Origin of the sequence: Nocardia speluncae NBRC 108251, assembly GCF_001613245.1 — a bacterium.
GTDB lineage: Bacteria > Actinomycetota > Actinomycetes > Mycobacteriales > Mycobacteriaceae > Nocardia > Nocardia speluncae.
Window position 1 is genome coordinate 171,224 of record NZ_BDBZ01000007.1, and the last position, 14,935, is coordinate 186,158.

13 protein-coding genes and 1 pseudogene are annotated in these 14,935 nt (G+C 66.8%); 3 read left to right on the forward strand and 11 right to left on the reverse strand.

All coding sequences use genetic code 11. The annotated features are described in order from the left end of the window. Nucleotides 1–172: 172 nt before the first annotated feature. The 4 genes from NS6_RS10240 to NS6_RS10255 all read right to left on the reverse strand — a co-directional run bounded on the left by NS6_RS10240 (nucleotide 173) and on the right by NS6_RS10255 (nucleotide 4,949). Nucleotides 173–538, reverse strand: a complete 366-nt coding sequence (locus NS6_RS10240) for a DUF202 domain-containing protein (RefSeq protein ID WP_068039955.1) — start codon at nucleotides 536–538, stop codon at nucleotides 173–175. Next, nucleotides 535–960, reverse strand: a complete 426-nt coding sequence (locus NS6_RS10245; protein ID WP_068039957.1) for a YidH family protein — start codon at nucleotides 958–960, stop codon at nucleotides 535–537. The genes NS6_RS10240 and NS6_RS10245 overlap by 4 nt, the downstream gene beginning before the upstream one ends. 112 nt (nucleotides 961–1,072) lie before the next feature. Further along, nucleotides 1,073–3,415 (reverse strand): arylsulfatase, encoded by a 2,343-nt coding sequence (locus NS6_RS10250; RefSeq protein WP_068039959.1) that lies wholly within the window; start codon nucleotides 3,413–3,415, stop codon nucleotides 1,073–1,075. A gap of 49 nt (nucleotides 3,416–3,464) precedes the next feature. Beyond that, nucleotides 3,465–4,949: an MFS transporter gene (locus tag NS6_RS10255; protein WP_245669236.1), complete on the reverse strand. Its 1,485-nt coding sequence runs from the start codon at nucleotides 4,947–4,949 to the stop codon at nucleotides 3,465–3,467. Nucleotides 4,950–5,243: 294 nt separating this feature from the next. On the opposite strand from NS6_RS10255, the gene NS6_RS10260 reads away from it, so the two are divergent. Then, nucleotides 5,244–5,873 carry a TetR/AcrR family transcriptional regulator gene (locus NS6_RS10260; RefSeq protein WP_068039963.1) on the forward strand — a complete coding sequence of 210 codons (630 nt, stop codon included), beginning with the start codon at nucleotides 5,244–5,246 and terminating at the stop codon, nucleotides 5,871–5,873. Next, a complete protein-coding gene (locus tag NS6_RS10265) occupies nucleotides 5,870–6,787 on the forward strand; it encodes a TauD/TfdA dioxygenase family protein (RefSeq protein ID WP_068039965.1) in 918 nt (305 codons plus the stop codon). Before NS6_RS10260 ends, NS6_RS10265 begins: the two co-directional genes overlap by 4 nt. Nucleotides 6,788–6,863: 76 nt before the next feature. On the opposite strand, the gene NS6_RS10270 is transcribed toward NS6_RS10265, so the two are convergent. The 6 genes and pseudogenes from NS6_RS10270 to NS6_RS10295 form a co-directional block, all read right to left on the reverse strand. Next, nucleotides 6,864–7,889 carry a sensor histidine kinase gene (locus tag NS6_RS10270; RefSeq protein ID WP_068039970.1) on the reverse strand — a complete coding sequence of 342 codons (1,026 nt, stop codon included), beginning with the start codon at nucleotides 7,887–7,889 and terminating at the stop codon, nucleotides 6,864–6,866. Then, the gene (locus NS6_RS10275) at nucleotides 7,882–8,595 is read right to left on the reverse strand and encodes a response regulator transcription factor (protein WP_068039972.1); all 714 of its coding nucleotides are present in this window, start codon (nucleotides 8,593–8,595) and stop codon (nucleotides 7,882–7,884) included. Before NS6_RS10275 ends, NS6_RS10270 begins: the two co-directional genes overlap by 8 nt. Nucleotides 8,596–8,604: 9 nt before the next feature. Next, nucleotides 8,605–8,760, reverse strand: a pseudogene (locus NS6_RS10280) (hypothetical protein); the annotation flags it as partial. Between the two features lie 645 nt (nucleotides 8,761–9,405). Next, nucleotides 9,406–9,903, reverse strand: coding sequence for a nucleoside deaminase (locus NS6_RS10285; RefSeq protein WP_068039976.1), 498 nt, complete (start codon nucleotides 9,901–9,903; stop codon nucleotides 9,406–9,408). 199 nt (nucleotides 9,904–10,102) lie between these two features. Then, the gene (locus NS6_RS10290) at nucleotides 10,103–11,857 is read right to left on the reverse strand and encodes a cutinase family protein (RefSeq protein WP_068039978.1); all 1,755 of its coding nucleotides are present in this window, start codon (nucleotides 11,855–11,857) and stop codon (nucleotides 10,103–10,105) included. Nucleotides 11,858–11,959: 102 nt separating this feature from the next. Then, a complete protein-coding gene (locus tag NS6_RS10295) occupies nucleotides 11,960–13,558 on the reverse strand; it encodes a putative glycoside hydrolase (RefSeq protein WP_245669237.1) in 1,599 nt (532 codons plus the stop codon). 113 nt (nucleotides 13,559–13,671) lie between these two features. On the opposite strand from NS6_RS10295, the gene NS6_RS10300 reads away from it, so the two are divergent. Next, entirely contained in the window at nucleotides 13,672–14,685 is a 1,014-nt protein-coding gene (locus NS6_RS10300) for a polysaccharide deacetylase family protein (protein WP_068040578.1), read from the forward strand. Nucleotides 14,686–14,699: 14 nt separating this feature from the next. Here NS6_RS10300 and NS6_RS10305 read toward each other — a convergent pair whose 3' ends face one another. After that, complete coding sequence (locus tag NS6_RS10305) at nucleotides 14,700–14,897, reverse strand: DUF8691 family protein (protein ID WP_245669238.1); 198 nt, start codon at nucleotides 14,895–14,897, stop codon at nucleotides 14,700–14,702. Between the last annotated feature and the right edge of the window lie 38 nt (nucleotides 14,898–14,935).

The following is a 14,935-nucleotide window of genomic DNA, read 5'->3' on the forward strand; positions in this document are numbered from 1 at the left end:
TTATCAACAACCGATATTGCCGTTCGCGAGAATGGTTTCCAACCGCCACGGCCTTCGGTGTACAACGCTATCCGTCGAACGCTGGATCAGCGGGCCGAAAGCAGTGACGAAAGTATGACGCCAGGTCTTCTTCGCTCGGGTGACACCCGGGCCCGGTGGTGGAGGCCCGTCGCTAACTCGAAGGCTGTGTCAACAGTAGTGATGCCGCGGCGCAGGCGAGCAGGACGACCCCGATGCTCACAGCGAGTGCAGGAACGACGTGTATCGGTGCGCGGCCGTCGACGAACTCGCGCACTCGCAGCCGGTGGTTGCGTCGAGCCGTGGCCAGAATCGCCAGAGCGGGAAACGCGGCGGCCGCGGCTGCACCGACGACCAGGACGCCGGGGCCCGGAACTGTGCGGATGAACAGGAGGCACACGGCAACTGCGAGAGCGGCCGTGCGGACCCAGGCGAGCGTGGTCCGCTCCGGTTGCAACCCGGTATCGTCGTGGACATCGACCGTGGTGTCCTCACCCGGTGTCGATCGGCGCCTTTTCATATAAAAGTCTGCGCCGCAACGGTCGCTGCGCAGACGACAGCGAATACCGCCATGAGGAGCACGACGCCGGGTAACGGCAGCGGCCGGCCGGTGCGCATCGCGATTTCGATCCGAAACCAGCGGGCCAGCGCGACGGCGGTCAGTAAGACGGCGAAGACGAGCAACGCCACGATCGTCACTCGGTGGGTAGATTCCGCATCGGTCCGGCCGGCCAGTGCTTGCAGTGCAAGCGCCGCAGCGACGGCACCGAGTGCGGTCCGGATCCAAGCGAGGAAGGTGCGCTCGTTGGCGAGACTGAAGCGGGGGTCGGGATCGGTGCCGGCCCGGAGTGCGCTCGGCCGCCACCGCCGGCCGGTTGCGGGCCGGGTGACCTGTGGGCCGGGCGTGACGTGGGCGGGTTCGTGCCTGGATATCGGAGACATCTGGGGTTTCCTCGACGTTGTGCATAGTTCACGGCGTCCGTGGGTTTCCGGCGGCCGGGTGAGCGGTCGCAGCGGACCACCCACCCGGCTCCGGTAGCACGCACGGTGTGGTTCAGTGCGTCGTCAACTCCACCTTCCGGCGTTCGGACTCGGGGACACCGCCGCCCCGCGACAGGTTGATCCGGACCTCGTGCAGCGTGCCGGTGAAGGAGAACTTTCCGCTGCGCGCGATCTCCTCCGTCACCGGGCTTCCTCTGTCCACGCCGATATCGAGTTGCTCGTTCATGGAGAAGATCGCCCGTGCGGTGCGTTCGATACGTTCCTCCGCGGCCTTCACGCCATCGATGAACAGCGTCACCGTGGCACCCTTCCCGATTCCGCCGCCGTCGTAATCGAAGTGCAGTGTTACCTCGCTCCGCCCTGCCGGAAGGCGTTGCGGGGCACGCACAAAGGTGTGTTCGCGGCCGCAGAAGTTGTAGCAGAACACCGGTTTCGCGTCGAGTACATACAGTGCGAAGCCGCCGAATCGTCCCCCGATCCCGGCCAGCATGCCTTCGCACGGCGAACCGTCGCTGTCGATCCGTGCGGTGAGCCGCAACGATCGGTTGAAGAACGACGGTGCCGCCTTCTCCACCAGGCCTTGCATATGCGGATACAGGGTGATGCTCGTGCGGCCCTCGAACGGGTGCGGGGGGCGGTTCCCCCGGGTGTGCCGTCCGGCGGTGCGGTCGTCGAGCGGGAGCACGTGATACTTGGCGGCCTCGACCAGAAAGAGCTGCTTCAACCGCGCCAGGACCTCCGGGTGCTCGGCGGCGAGATCACGGGCCTGGGACCAGTCGGTCCGCGTGTCGTACAGTTCCCACCGGTCCTCGTCGAGATCGGGGAGTTCCACGCCCGCGGTCGCCATGAGCCAGGGCGCGCGGTGCGCGGTGACCGCCGTCCACCCCTCGTGATAGATGCCGCGGTTGCCGAAGATCTCGAAGTACTGGGTGGTGTGCCTGTCTTCGGCTGTGGCATCGCTGAAGGTGTAGTTCATCGCCACACCTTCCATCGGCATCTGGGCGATACCGTCCACGGTATGCGGCGCCGGTACTCCGGCTGCCTCGAGAATGGTGGGCGTGAGATCGACGCAGTGGTGCCACTGATGCCGTAGCTCGCCGCGCTCGGCAATACCGGCGGGCCACCGCACGATCAACCCGTTGCGGGTGCCGCCGTAGTGTGACGCGACCTGTTTGGCCCACTGGTAGGGCGTGTCCAGTGCCAGTGCCCACGCTGCCGGATAGTGCGGATAGCTCGTCGGAGTGCCCAGTTCGTCGAAACGGTCGAGGATGTCATCGGTCGTGCTCTCGTACCCGTTGAGACCCGCAAGGTAGTTGAACGACCCTTCCAAACCACCTTCGGCCGACGCACCGTTGTCACCGAGCATGTACAGCACGAGAGTGTTGTCGAGGGCGCCCAGTTCCTCGATCCGGTCGACGAGCCTGCCGACCTGGTCGTCGGTGTGTTCGAGAAAGGCGGCGTACAGTTCCATCAGTCGCGCGGATGCCTTCCGCTGCTTCTCGTCCAGCGAATCCCAGTGGGGAAGCCCCGGCGCCCACGGTGCCAGCACCGTATCGTCCGGTACGACCCCCAGGCGCTTCTGCCGCTCCAAGGTGATCTCACGTTGCCGATCCCAGCCGTGATCGAATTCGCCCCGGTATTTATCGAGGTACACGTCGGGCACCTGGAGCGGGGCGTGACAGGCACCGAACGGTAGATAGCAGAACCAGGGTTTGTCGGCGTCCACCGCGTTCACGCCCTCGATCCACGCGGCGGCGCGGTCCACCAGATCCTCGGAAAGGTGGTATCCGTCTTCGGCGCTGCGAGGTGGCTCGACGACGGTGAAATCCTCGTAGAGGACAGGATTGAACTGGTCGGATTCGGCGCCGAGGAATCCGTAGAACTTGTCGAAGCCTTCCCGGCACGGCCATCGGTCGAACGGTCCCACCGGCGTGATCTCCCAGGCGGGCGTCTGGTGCATTTTGCCGAACGCGCCCGTCGCATATCCGTTGCCCTGCAGAATCCGGGCCACCGTCGCCGCTGACGCGGGCCGTGTGCCGTTGTAGCCCGGTGCGGCACTGGCCATTTCGGATATCACCCCCATGCCTACGGAATGGTGATTCCGGCCGGTGAGCATTGCGGCGCGGGTCGGGGAACACAATGCGGTCGTGTGAAATCTCGTGTACCCGAGCCCTTCTTCCGCAAGCCGCTCCGCCGTCGGCGTCCGGCAAGGACCGCCGAATGCGGATGATGCACCGAATCCGACATCGTCGATCATGATGACCAGGATGTTCGGCGCCCCCTGCGGGGGACGGACCGGAGCGCTGCGCTGGAAGGGGCGGCTCTGACTGCGATAGTCGAGGGCAGCCGCCGGTTGCGGGGTATGGGTGACGATCGGCAGCGAATGGCGGTCCATCTATGAATTCCCTTTCGTTCTGATGCCGGGGATGGGCTGGTGCGGGTGGTCAGACGCGTTCGGCGTGGTGAGCCACCGCGGTTTCTTCCGGGGTCCGCAGTCCGCCGGCGGCCGGCGAGCGGCCGTGCTTCATGGACACGGCGATCACTATGCCGACGGCGCCGACGAGCGCGGCGGATCCGAAGCCGTAGCCGAAGGCCGAATCCGCGTACATCACGGACCGGCCTCCGGAACCGGCATCGCCGAGGTGACCGGCCATGACGGCACCCGTGACAGTGACCGAAACCGCGGACGTCAACTGCATTCCGACACCGGCGATCGTGGAACCCACACCGCTTTGCTCGGACGGGAGGGCCTCCTGCACCAGGTTCGCGTTGGACGAGTGCAGGAAGCCGACTGCGACGCCGGCAAGCGCACTGATCAGCACGACCTGCGCCAATGAGGTCGGCATCCCGGCGCCGAGGAACATGACGAGCACGAACAGCGCACCGGACGCGAGCAGTACCTGGCGCGGGCCGAACCTCCGGGCACAGTAGCCACCGACCGGGCCGGCGAGCATCGCGCACAGCCCGAGCGCACAGGTCCACAGCGCATACGTTGTGGCGGACAGGCCCGCCCCGTACGAGATGCCGGGGATCCCTGCCGGAGTTTGCAGCAGGGTGGGCATCATCAGGGCGTGTGCGTTCATCATGTACCCGACGCAGGCGACCGCCAGGACAGTAGGCCCGAATCTGCGACCGAACAGGATGGTGAAGTCGATGAGGGGGTGGGTCGCGGTGCGCTGGCGCGCAACGAACAACACCAGCATGAGCACACCCACGGTAAGCAGCGCCAGGGTCGTCGTGGACGACCAGCCCCACGCCGATCCCTTGCTCACGCCGATCAGCAGGACAGCGACGCCGGGGCCGAGCAGTGCGGTGCCGAGGTAGTCGACCGGACGGTCGGCCCGCACCGGGCTTTCCGGTACCACCGCGGCGTACAGCGGGATCAATGCGGCCACGTAGATCGCCAGGAACCAGAACACCGAACGGAACCCGAAGCCGTCGATCAGCCACCCTGCGATGAACGGTCCGGCGACAGCCGACATCCCGATCCCTGTCGCGACCACACCCAGCGCGATCGGCACGAAATCGCGCGGCATGATGTCGCGCACGAGACTGTAGGACAGCGCCACGATGCCCACCAGTGCACCCTGGGCCGCACGGCCGACGAGCAGGAGGACGAAAGTCGGTGCCACAGCACTGATGAGGCAGCCCAGTACGAACACGACGGTCAGCGCCATGATGACGCGCTTCTTGCCGACCTTGTCAGCGAGCTTTCCGATCAGCGGCATGAGGGTCGCGCCCGCGAGGGTGACGATGGAGATCACCCACGCCACGTCGAGGGTCTCGAATTCCTCGGCGATATGCGGAACCGCCGGGTACACCATCAAGATTTCGAAGGTGGCTATTTCCGAGAAGAGGATGATGACGCCGAGGATGGCGAACAATCGTCGTTTCGATGCACCGGCAGTCGGTGGAGGTGTTTCGTGCACCAGGGTTGTCCTTTGTTTCGGATGGGCAGAGGACCGAGGAAGGCCGGTGGCTCGCGGCGGGAGGTCGGCGCGCGCAGGGAGAGGTTCGGATGCCGGAGTCGGTTCCGAGAATGTCGAAGTATGACGGTAATCACGGATTTGCGTGCTCCGCCTCTCGGGTCCCGCTGAGCGGGACCCCTCTCTCGGGGGTGCTCGCACAGCCCGAATTGATTCGAAAGTAATTGCCCAGCAGGACTTCCAGAGATTTAAGACAGTGTCTTGACGGGAGCGGTTTCGTTCGCATATCGTGGCCCCATGTCGTCGGCAGTCGATTCACGTCAAGCTCTCCTCGAGGCAGCCGAACAGCTCTATGCCGCACGCGGGCTCGAAGGGGTGTCGATGCGAGATATCGCGGCCGCCGCGGGACATCGCAACAACTCTGCGGTGCAATACCACTTCGGAAGCCGGGAAGGGCTTCTGAGGGCGATATTCCGGTTTCGGATGCGCACCATCAATGAGGTTCGGCGTGCCTATCTCGACAACGTCGTAGGGGCCGGTCGGGAAGGCGACGTCCGCGCCCTTGTCGAGGCCGAGATCCGGCCCCTCACCGAGTTTCTCGCGGAGACCCCGGACGGAAGTTACTACGCACGCTTTCTTGCGCGTGTCTCACCGTCCGTGGATTTCACCTTGCCCGAACTCAGTGAGGTCCAGGGCGCCGGCCGCGAAATCGTCCAACGGCTCATCGGCGCGCTGGGGCACCTGCCACGACGAGTGGCCCTCACCCGAATCGACCTGATGTTCAACATGATCATCTCGGCGCTCGCCCTTGTCGAACAGCGCCGAGCCGAAGGACGTCCCCAACTCTCGAGCCTCGACGACACCGTCGACCACCTGATCGATATGGCTGTGGGCGCGCTGCTCGCAGACCGGACAGGAGCGTCATGACCAGCACGATATCGTCCCGCACCGTGGTAATCGGTGATCACACAATCGAATTCGGCCCGCGGCTGCTCCGTCGCACGGTCGGCGGCAACGAGTCGGAGCCGTATACAACTCTGCACCTCGACCCGATGACTCCTCATATCGGCGCTACCGTCAGCGGGGTCGATCTTCGCGATCCGCAGGCGGAACAGATCGACGAACTACGCCGCGCGCTGCTGGAATGGAAGGTGCTGTTCTTCCGCGACCAGGACATCACGGCGGCACAGCATCGAGACTTCGCCGAGCACTGGGGCACATTGGAAGTGCACCCGTTCCTCGCCCAAGGTGACGTCCCGGAAGTGGTGCATTTCGAAAGAAGTCAGGACGACCCCGGAACCGAGAATATCTGGCACGTCGATGTCACCTGGCAGCAGCGCCCGCCGCTGGGGTCGGTCCTGCGGGCACTCGAGGTTCCACCGGCTGGCGGCGACACATTGTGGGCCGATATGGGCAATGCCTACGATTGCCTCTCCGATGAAATCAAAAGCCGGATCGACACGCTGACCGCCGTGCACGATTTCGTCCCCTCGTTCGGCCGCGGAATGACCCCCGACCGGCTCGAGCAGATGAAGGAGACCTATCCACCGGTCCATCATCCGATCGTCCGGGTCCATCCGGAGACGGGACGCAAGACATTGTTCGTGAACAGTCTGTTCACCACACACATTCCGGATCTCGACCCGGTGGAAGGGCAACAGCTGCTGCGTCACCTGTTCGATCAGGCGAAGGTACCCGATTTTCAGTGCCGGTTTCGCTGGGCGCCCAATTCCATTGCATTCTGGGACAACAGGGCCACCCAGCATTATGCGGCCAGCGACTACTTCCCCCATCGGCGGGTAATGGAGCGAGTCGCCATCGCCGGCGATGTGCCGCGCTGACAGATGAATTCCGCGACGAAACCGATCTCCCCGCCGAAGAATATGCAGTGGATACCCGGCAGCGCTTCGTACGTCGCTATCCGGTGTCGGCGGGTAAACGGATCTCGAAGCGGCAGCCGGCCTCACGATTGGCCGCAGTGATCGCGCCCCTGTGCGCCCGCACCAGGCCCGCCGCGATCGCCAGGCCCATACCGCTTCCGGTCGGCACACCCTCGTCCGCCACGGGTGAGCGGGCCGCGGTGCCCCGGTAGGCGACCTCGAAGATCCGTGGCAGATCGGTTTCCGCGATACCCGGACCCGAATCGTCGACCCGGGTCCAGATATGCCCGTTATCGCGCCCGGCGGCGATCACGACCTTCCCGCCGGGCGGTGTATGTGCGATGGCGTTGGACACCAGGTTGGCCAGCACCCGGCCCAAAGCGTGGTCGTCGGCCGCGACAGGTAGCGGCGCCGGGGGTTGTTCGGCGGTGAAACCGATGCCCGCCCGGTCGGCCGTCGCGCGGTGGGCGGCGTAGATCTCGTCGATGAGTTCGCGCAGGTCGAGGGGGCCGAGGTCGAGATGCAGGGCGCCTGCGGAGATCTTCGACATTTCGAACAGGTCGTCGACCATCCGGGACAGCCGCCGGGTTTCCCGGTCGATCTGCCCGGCGTAGCGGGCGATATCGGCGGGATCGGCGACGACGCCGTCGATGAGCGCCTCGGTCATCGCCCGGATACCGGCCAGCGGGGTGCGCAGATCGTGGCTCACCCACGCCACCAGCTCGCGGCGCGACTTTTCCGCGGCGCGTTCCTGTTCGCGAACCTGCTTTTCCCACACCGTTTTACGGGCCTGCTCCCGACCCAGCAGGACAGCCGCGGGAACCGTGACAGCCGCGACGAGCAGCAGCACCAGGGAGGTGCGCCGGAACTCGGCGTTGAACATCAAACCGCTCACCCCGGTGATCCCGGCCAGGGTCGCCAAGGTCGGGATGAGTACCAGCACCGCCATACTCGCGGTGAGCGAGCGGTCACGCAGCGCGCGCAGTGCCAGCGCACCGACGAACACCACCGGCAGGGAACACGCCAGCGTGAAACCGATGATCTGGAGCAGGTTCTCAGGCATCCGAGGGCTCCCCGGTGATCTCCGAGCGGCCCCAGGCATAACCGCGACCCCAGACGGTGTCGATCCGGTGCCGCGAACCCAGCTTGGCGCGTAACCGCTTGATATGCACGGTGACCGTCGACAGATCCCCGAAATCCCAGCCCCACACCTGTTCCAGCAGGCTCTCCCGGCTGTAGACCCGGCCCGGATTGCGCAGCAGGAACACCAGCAGGTCGAACTCGCGTGGGGTGAGGGTGAGTGCGGTGTCGTCGACGAACACCAGTTGGGCGGAGGGATTCACCGTGAGGGGCCCATCACGCAGGATCTGGCGATCGGGGGTCGGCACCGGCCGGGAGCTGCGGCGTAGGACCGAGGCGACGCGCAGGGCGAGTTCGCGCGGGCTGAACGGTTTGGTGACATAGTCGTCGGCGCCGGCTTCCAGGCCGAGTACCCGATCGTCCTCGTCGCCGAGCGCGGTGAGCAGGATGACCGGCATATCCGGACGCTGCCCGGCGCGCACCGCACGGCACAGTTCGATCCCGTTGGGCTCCGGCATCATCACATCCAGGACCGCGAGTTCCACGTCGTCGGGTGTGCCGGTGCGGGCGAGCACGGCATGCGCGGCGCGGCCGTCACCGGTTTCCACGACGGTGCGGCCGTCGCGTTCCAGATACCGGCGCACCACCTCCCGGACCACCGGGTCGTCATCGGCCACGAGTATGCACATCGGATCGCCTCACCAATTCGTGAACAGTAGATGGACCAGCAGCAGTGTCCCCGCGGTCTGCACCGCCGGCCAGGGACGAGCCCGAGCGTACGGAAGGTACGCGGTGGCGACGAGCAGCCATATATCGAACGGTAACCAGATCCGCTCGGTTTCGGCCTTGCTGAGGCCGCCCGCGCCGAACAGCTCCCCGCGTATCCGGCGGCGGGCCGCGGGGGTTTCGATCGGATCCGGCACATCGGCCACCCTAGGCCCGGCCGCAGCCGGTCACACCGGATCGATCTGGTGGACCGATATGGCGTCATCGTTTTGTCACAGGTTTCGAGCCGATTCCGGCCCAGCGTGGCAGCCATGGCGACAGAGGAGAGCGCACCGGCCGGCGTTACCGTCGTGATCCCGTGCCGCAACGAAGCCGAAGCGTTGCCCGCCCTGCTCGCTCCGGCCGCCGACGGCGGCCGGTGGGCGCTGGGGCTGCCCGGCCCGCGCGCCGCCCAACTGCTCGCCGGCATACCTATGTCCACCGACCACACCGGGGAAGCCACGCGGAACGCATTACGGGACAGTGGTTACCGGATCGGCACGCTTGCGACACTGACCGACGTGGACCATTACACCGATGCGATGGCCGTCGCCGCCGACTGCACCGGCCGGTTCGCCACGTGCAGGTTTCGGTTGCCGGTGGCGGGGTCGTGCAGGGGAGCACGGTCCGCTGTAGGCGCCCGCATGTGGGTGTGCCGATTCGTGTCGGACAAGAACACGATCCGCAAGGAAGCACACGAGATGATCGCGCGATGCGGTGCTGCTCCGTACGAGTCAGGACGAGGTCGAGCGTTGCTGGGCGAAGCATGCGCGATACAACTCTTCGACCTCCGCGACCAGTTCCTCGACAGGCCCGTCGGTGACTGCGCCCGGGACGATGTCGCCGATCGGCAGCGCGGCGACCGGCGCCGCAGGGACACCCCATTCGCGCAGCCAGGCCCTGAACTGACTGCTGGAAGTGATGTAGACGATGCGCCCCAACCCGACCCAGCCGTGACTTGCGGAGCACATCGGACAGTGCTCGCCAGAGGTGTAGACGGTGGCGGCGGCGCGCTCTTCCGGGGCCAGATGCCCGGCGGCCCATCGGGAGATCGCGAATTCCGGATGCTGGGTGGCGTCGCCGTCCTTCACTCGGTTGCGGTCTTCGAACAGCACCGTGCCATCGGCGGCGACCAGGACGGAACCGAAGGGTTGGTCGCCGGCGGCCAGCGCCTCGCGAGCCAGGTCGATGCAGCGGCGGAGATGGGTCAGATCCTGTTCGGTAATGGTCATGCGAACATCCTTGTCGATCGGGGACGAGGCGCAGGTGGTGGGCGGCCGCATGTCCGCCGGATACCGGGTGTCCGGCCGGTGAACAGTAGACGGGGAACCGGACGTTGCTGCCTTTTCGATGGTGCGAGCCGCACAGGAGGCCGGACCTGTGTGCCGGTCCGGCCTCCTGTTCAGTCCTGGCGCGAAGCCGCGTGGCTTCTCAACGCGTGGTGTGCGCGACCGAATCGCCGGCCGACCGGGCGGGTGTTTCTGTGGTGGTCTCGGTGGTACGGGGTGCCGTCGTGGTGGGTGTGGCCGTCGGCGGAGCGGCGTCCTCCGTTGCGGGCGTGGAGCTCGGGGCCACGGTTGCCGAGCTCGGGGGCACAGTTGTCGAACTCGGGGGTTCCGTTGTCGACGAGGGCGGCACTGTCGTCTGCTCGCCCGCCGGCGGTGTGGTGGTGGTTGTCTCTTCCGGCGTGGTCGTGGCCGGGGCGGTGCCCGTCGTGGTCGGTGCCGCTGTAGTGGTGCCGGTCGGCTCGGCGGCGTGGTCGGTGGTCGTCTCCGCGGCCGCCTGGTAGGCGTCGTCCAGGTCTTCGGGTGTCGGGGTGGACTCCGTATCCACGGGTTCGCCTGCCTGGGCTTGTTTCGCCAGGTGGGTGAGCCAGGCCGCGGCGTATTCGGCGGAGGTCAGTGGTTTGCCGTTGGCCGGGTCGGCGTCGCGCCAGTAATCGAAGTGGTGGCCGGTGGCGTTCGGGCCCAGCGTCAGGTTGTAGGGGTCGGACAGGATCACGGGGATGGTGTTCTGATTCGTCACGATCAGGCCGATGATCTCGTTGAGCACCTTCTGCGGCAGGTAGGCCAGTGGCGCCATCTGGCCGGTCGAGATGGAATCGGCGGGCCGGTCGCCGGGCGGGGGAGTGGCGCCGGGCTCGTAGCCCGGTTCGGAGACCCGCAGCAGAACCTCGAGGAAGGTTTCGTCACTGGCCATCCAGTTCGGTTGCGACCCGACATCGGCGAGTGCGAGCAGCGCGACCCGGCTCAGGACAACCGCGACATCCTGTCCGGTAGCCGGGGTGAGCCCGTCGCGTTCGAGCGCGTCGACGTTCATCTGCCGCGCCACGTTGACCACCAGTTGCAGCAGCGCGATGTTCTCCGGTGCCGCGCAGGTGAGGTCGCCGTCGGAGCAGAACGAGGCGATCTTCCCGTTCAGTGAACCGAAATCGCCGCCCGTATCCGGGAGCGCGCCCTGTCCCGGAACCGGGTTCTTCCCGTTCTGATAGGCCTGGTCGAATCCGTCCGGGTTGCCGTGCGGGTTCTCGGCACCCGGGAACGGACCGTCGCCCGGTGCGCGGCCGGAATCGGCGAGGATGACCACGCCGGTGACCTTGTCCGGGTCGACGATCGCGTAACCGCCGTCCTGCTGTTCCTGGTGCCCGATCTCCATGGCGACCCGGCGCACCACATCGGCGCCTTCGCTGTAGCCGACGATGGCGAACCGGGTGTCCGGGCAGGCCTGCGAGATCTCGCGCATCACCTGCTGGGTGTTGGCGACCCCGGCGGTAACCGCATCTTCGTAGGTGGCCATATCCGCCGGGTAGGCGATATAGACCGCGGCGTAGGAGCCGGGGTCCACAGCGTCGGCGGGGGCGTTGACCACCGGGTCCACCCATTCGCTGCTGTGATCGCCCGACAACGCCGCGGGCAACGGGTTGCCGTGCGCGTCGACCAGCAGTTTTGTGGTGCCCTCGCGTGGGGTGTCACCGCGGCCCGCGACCGAGACGGTGACCATATCGTGGCATTCGGTGACCGACGCCTTCAGCTGCGTATCCGCCTGCTGCGAGGGTGCGGTCATCGAATAGGTGGCGCCCACCGCGGCCACCACGCCCAGTACCGCGGGTGCGGCGATCGCCGCGGCGATCCGGTGCTGGGTGAACCAGCCGCGGGATCGCAGAATCCAGCTACTTCGGAAAGCCATGTCCCATGCTCCATTCCAGAACTGATAAATGGACGGACTGGCCCCCCGACGGGCCGTTACGTCAAGGGAGACGTCGCGGCGGGGGTGCGCGGCGTTACGCGATTATTTCGGGTCGAGTGCGCCGGCGTGGTATTCCACGCTGGGACTCCACAGGAAGAAACTGTCGATCCCGGTGGTGTAGGTCGCCTCGATCTGTGCCCTGACCTGGGCATCCCCGTAGTCGACGCCGAGGCTGAAATCCTGCAGCCAGGGGATCACCTTCGCGCCCGTGCCTTTGGTCACGGTCCGGAAATCGCGGAGGGAGGCGGCGACGATATCGAACGGCTGCCCGTCCGGATTCGCCACACCGTATTCGCCCGGTCCCCAGTGCGAGGGGTAGATCATCGGTGCGACGTAATCCACCTGCGGTGCGATGAGCCGGATATCCTGCGCGATCTGGTCGGGCCGGCTGGCGGCGATCCCGTAGACCGCGGCACTCTGGTGGGCGCCGGCGGTGTGCACCGGAGCGCGGCTCTGCGCTAGGAACCCGGCGACGGCTTCGGTCGCGGGACCCTCCAGGCCGGGAAAGCGCATACTCGACAGCCTGCCGTCGGGGCGGCGGACATAGTCGTACATGATCCCGTCGAAGCCCAGTTCGGCGGCCTCCACCGCGAGCGCGATGTTGTATCCGCGGACCTCGGGGTGCGCGAAATTGGTGAATGCGATCGAACCGTAGTGGCTGGAATACGGCTGCCCGGCCGGGTTCTGCACCACCCAGTCCGGGCGGCCGTGGTGCCAGGCCCATTCGGCGAGGGTGGGATCGCGGAACGCGACGATCCGGCCGACCACCTGCACGCCCATATCGTGGAGTTGCCGCAGCGCCGCCCGCGCTTCGTAGATAGGGGTGGCGGCGCCGGTCGAGCGGGCCAGCGGCACCTTCGATGCGTAACCGACGACACCGTCCTCGTCCTTGATATCGAGTTGCACGGTATCGATACGTTTCTGGCGGGCCAGATCCAGGACGGCTTCCCGCATCGGGCCGTACGACCAGGCGTGCGCGGTGACATGCACGGCCCGCATCCGCGGCAGGTCGATACCGGTGGTGAGCGCCCGTGTGGTGGTGTTTCCCGCCGCATCCACCGCCACCACCTCCGACCCGGTGGGGTTGTGCGGCAGTTCGCTCACGAAACTGCCGTCGGGGCCGGGGGTCACCGAATGCGCACCGATCGAGACCCGTTCCGCGTCGGGGGCCCGCCCGCGCACGGTGACCGGGTCGCGGTAGGAGGCGACGGTATCCGGTTGGGTCACTTCCAATTCCGGGGCGGTGGTGTCCACGGTGAAGGTGGTTTCGGTGCCCGGGCCGTCGCGTAGCCGGCCGGTCATCCCGCCGGGTGGTATTTCGGCGGTGAAGGTGTGCTCGCCGTCGGACAGTCCTTCGGGCTTGTAGACGACCGTATCGCCGTCGACCCGGCCGGTGACGGGGGCACCGTCCACCATGAGCTCTACTGCGTGCGGATCGTGTCCGGCGGCATCGACGCGAAGAGTGAGATCTTGCAGCGCTACCGCGCCGACGGGTCCGGGTGGGAGGCCGGCCAACGGAAGATCCGGGGCCGGTGAACGGCCGGCCCCGATCCCGGCGAATACCAGCACAACGATCACAACAACACCGAATACGAGGACCGCCAACCGTTTTCGGTCGACCGCCCGGTCCCGCACGAGCACAGCACACCAACTTCCACGAACAGCTTCCCGCCCACTATGGCGAGCCCGCCGCCGCGCCGGCCTGTTTCGCGGAGATGAACCGTAAATCGTTGCCGGCACGTAATATCCGGGCGATGGTGCGGTACCCGGGGAGATATGTTCGGGTGGTCGCGGCGGCGCTGATCTGCGCGGCGGCCACGGCCTGCGGGGCGACAGGTGAACCCGCCTCGGCGGACACACCGCCGCGTACCTCCGCGGCACCCCCGCCGCCGGCGCCCCCGGACCCGGCAACCGTGGGCGCCGACGAGCTGGGGGAGGTCCCGATTCTCATGTATCACCAGGTGACCGCAGATCCGGCCGGTGAATACGATCAGAGTCCGGGCGAATTCCGAGCGGAACTGGACCGGCTGTATCGCGAGGGGTACCGCCCGATCACCGCCGCCCAGTACATCACCGGTGATATCGATATTGCGGCCGGAACACATCCGGTGGTGCTCACCTTCGACGATTCCACCGGCAGCCAGCTCCGGTTCACCACGGACGGGGCCCCTACCCCGGACTGTGCGGTCGGGGTGCTGGAGCGTTTCGCCGCCGAGCACACCGATTTCCCCGCCCGCGCGACCTTCTACGTCAACAACGACCCGTTCGAATCCGATCCCCGCGCCCTGCCCTGGCTGGCCGAGCACGGCTACGAGATCGGGGCGCATACCGCGAGCCATCCCGATCTCGCCGGCCTGGACGCCGCCGGTGTGCAACGCGAGCTGGCGCAGAATGTCCGGGCGATCACCGCCGCGGCGCCGGGAACCCCGGTGACCACGATGGCGCTGCCGCTGGGCAGCGCCCCGGCCGATCCAGCTCTCGCGCTCGCCGGAAACTCGGACGGGACGCCCTACAGATTCGCTGCCGCGATGCTGGTCGGCGCGAACCCCGCGCCCTCACCGTTCGGTCCGGTGGAACCTGCCGCGGTACCGCGCATCCGGTCCGGGCCGGGCGCGGTACCGTTCGACTCCGCCTACTGGCTCGACCTGCTCGCGGCCGAACCGGCCCGCCGCTACACCTCCGACGGCGACCCCGCACGTATCTCTTTTCCGCGTAGCTCGGGGAACCGGCTCGACCCGCGCTGGGCCGATCAGGCACAGACCTATTGATGTCTGCACCGGACTCAATCGGGTAGCCGGCGCATCTCGATCACGGTGAGGCCCAGGTTGTCGATACGGGCCAGGACTCCGCGGATACCCGTCGGATCGGTGACCGGACCCGACAGCACCGTAGTGCCGTGGGTGTGATCGCCGGTGAGTTCGGGAAACGCGGCAAGCGCACGTTCGGAGAGTTCGCCGTCGATGGTGAACTGGTATCGCATCGCCGTCTCCTGCCTCATCCGGGCCGGGCGCGACGGCA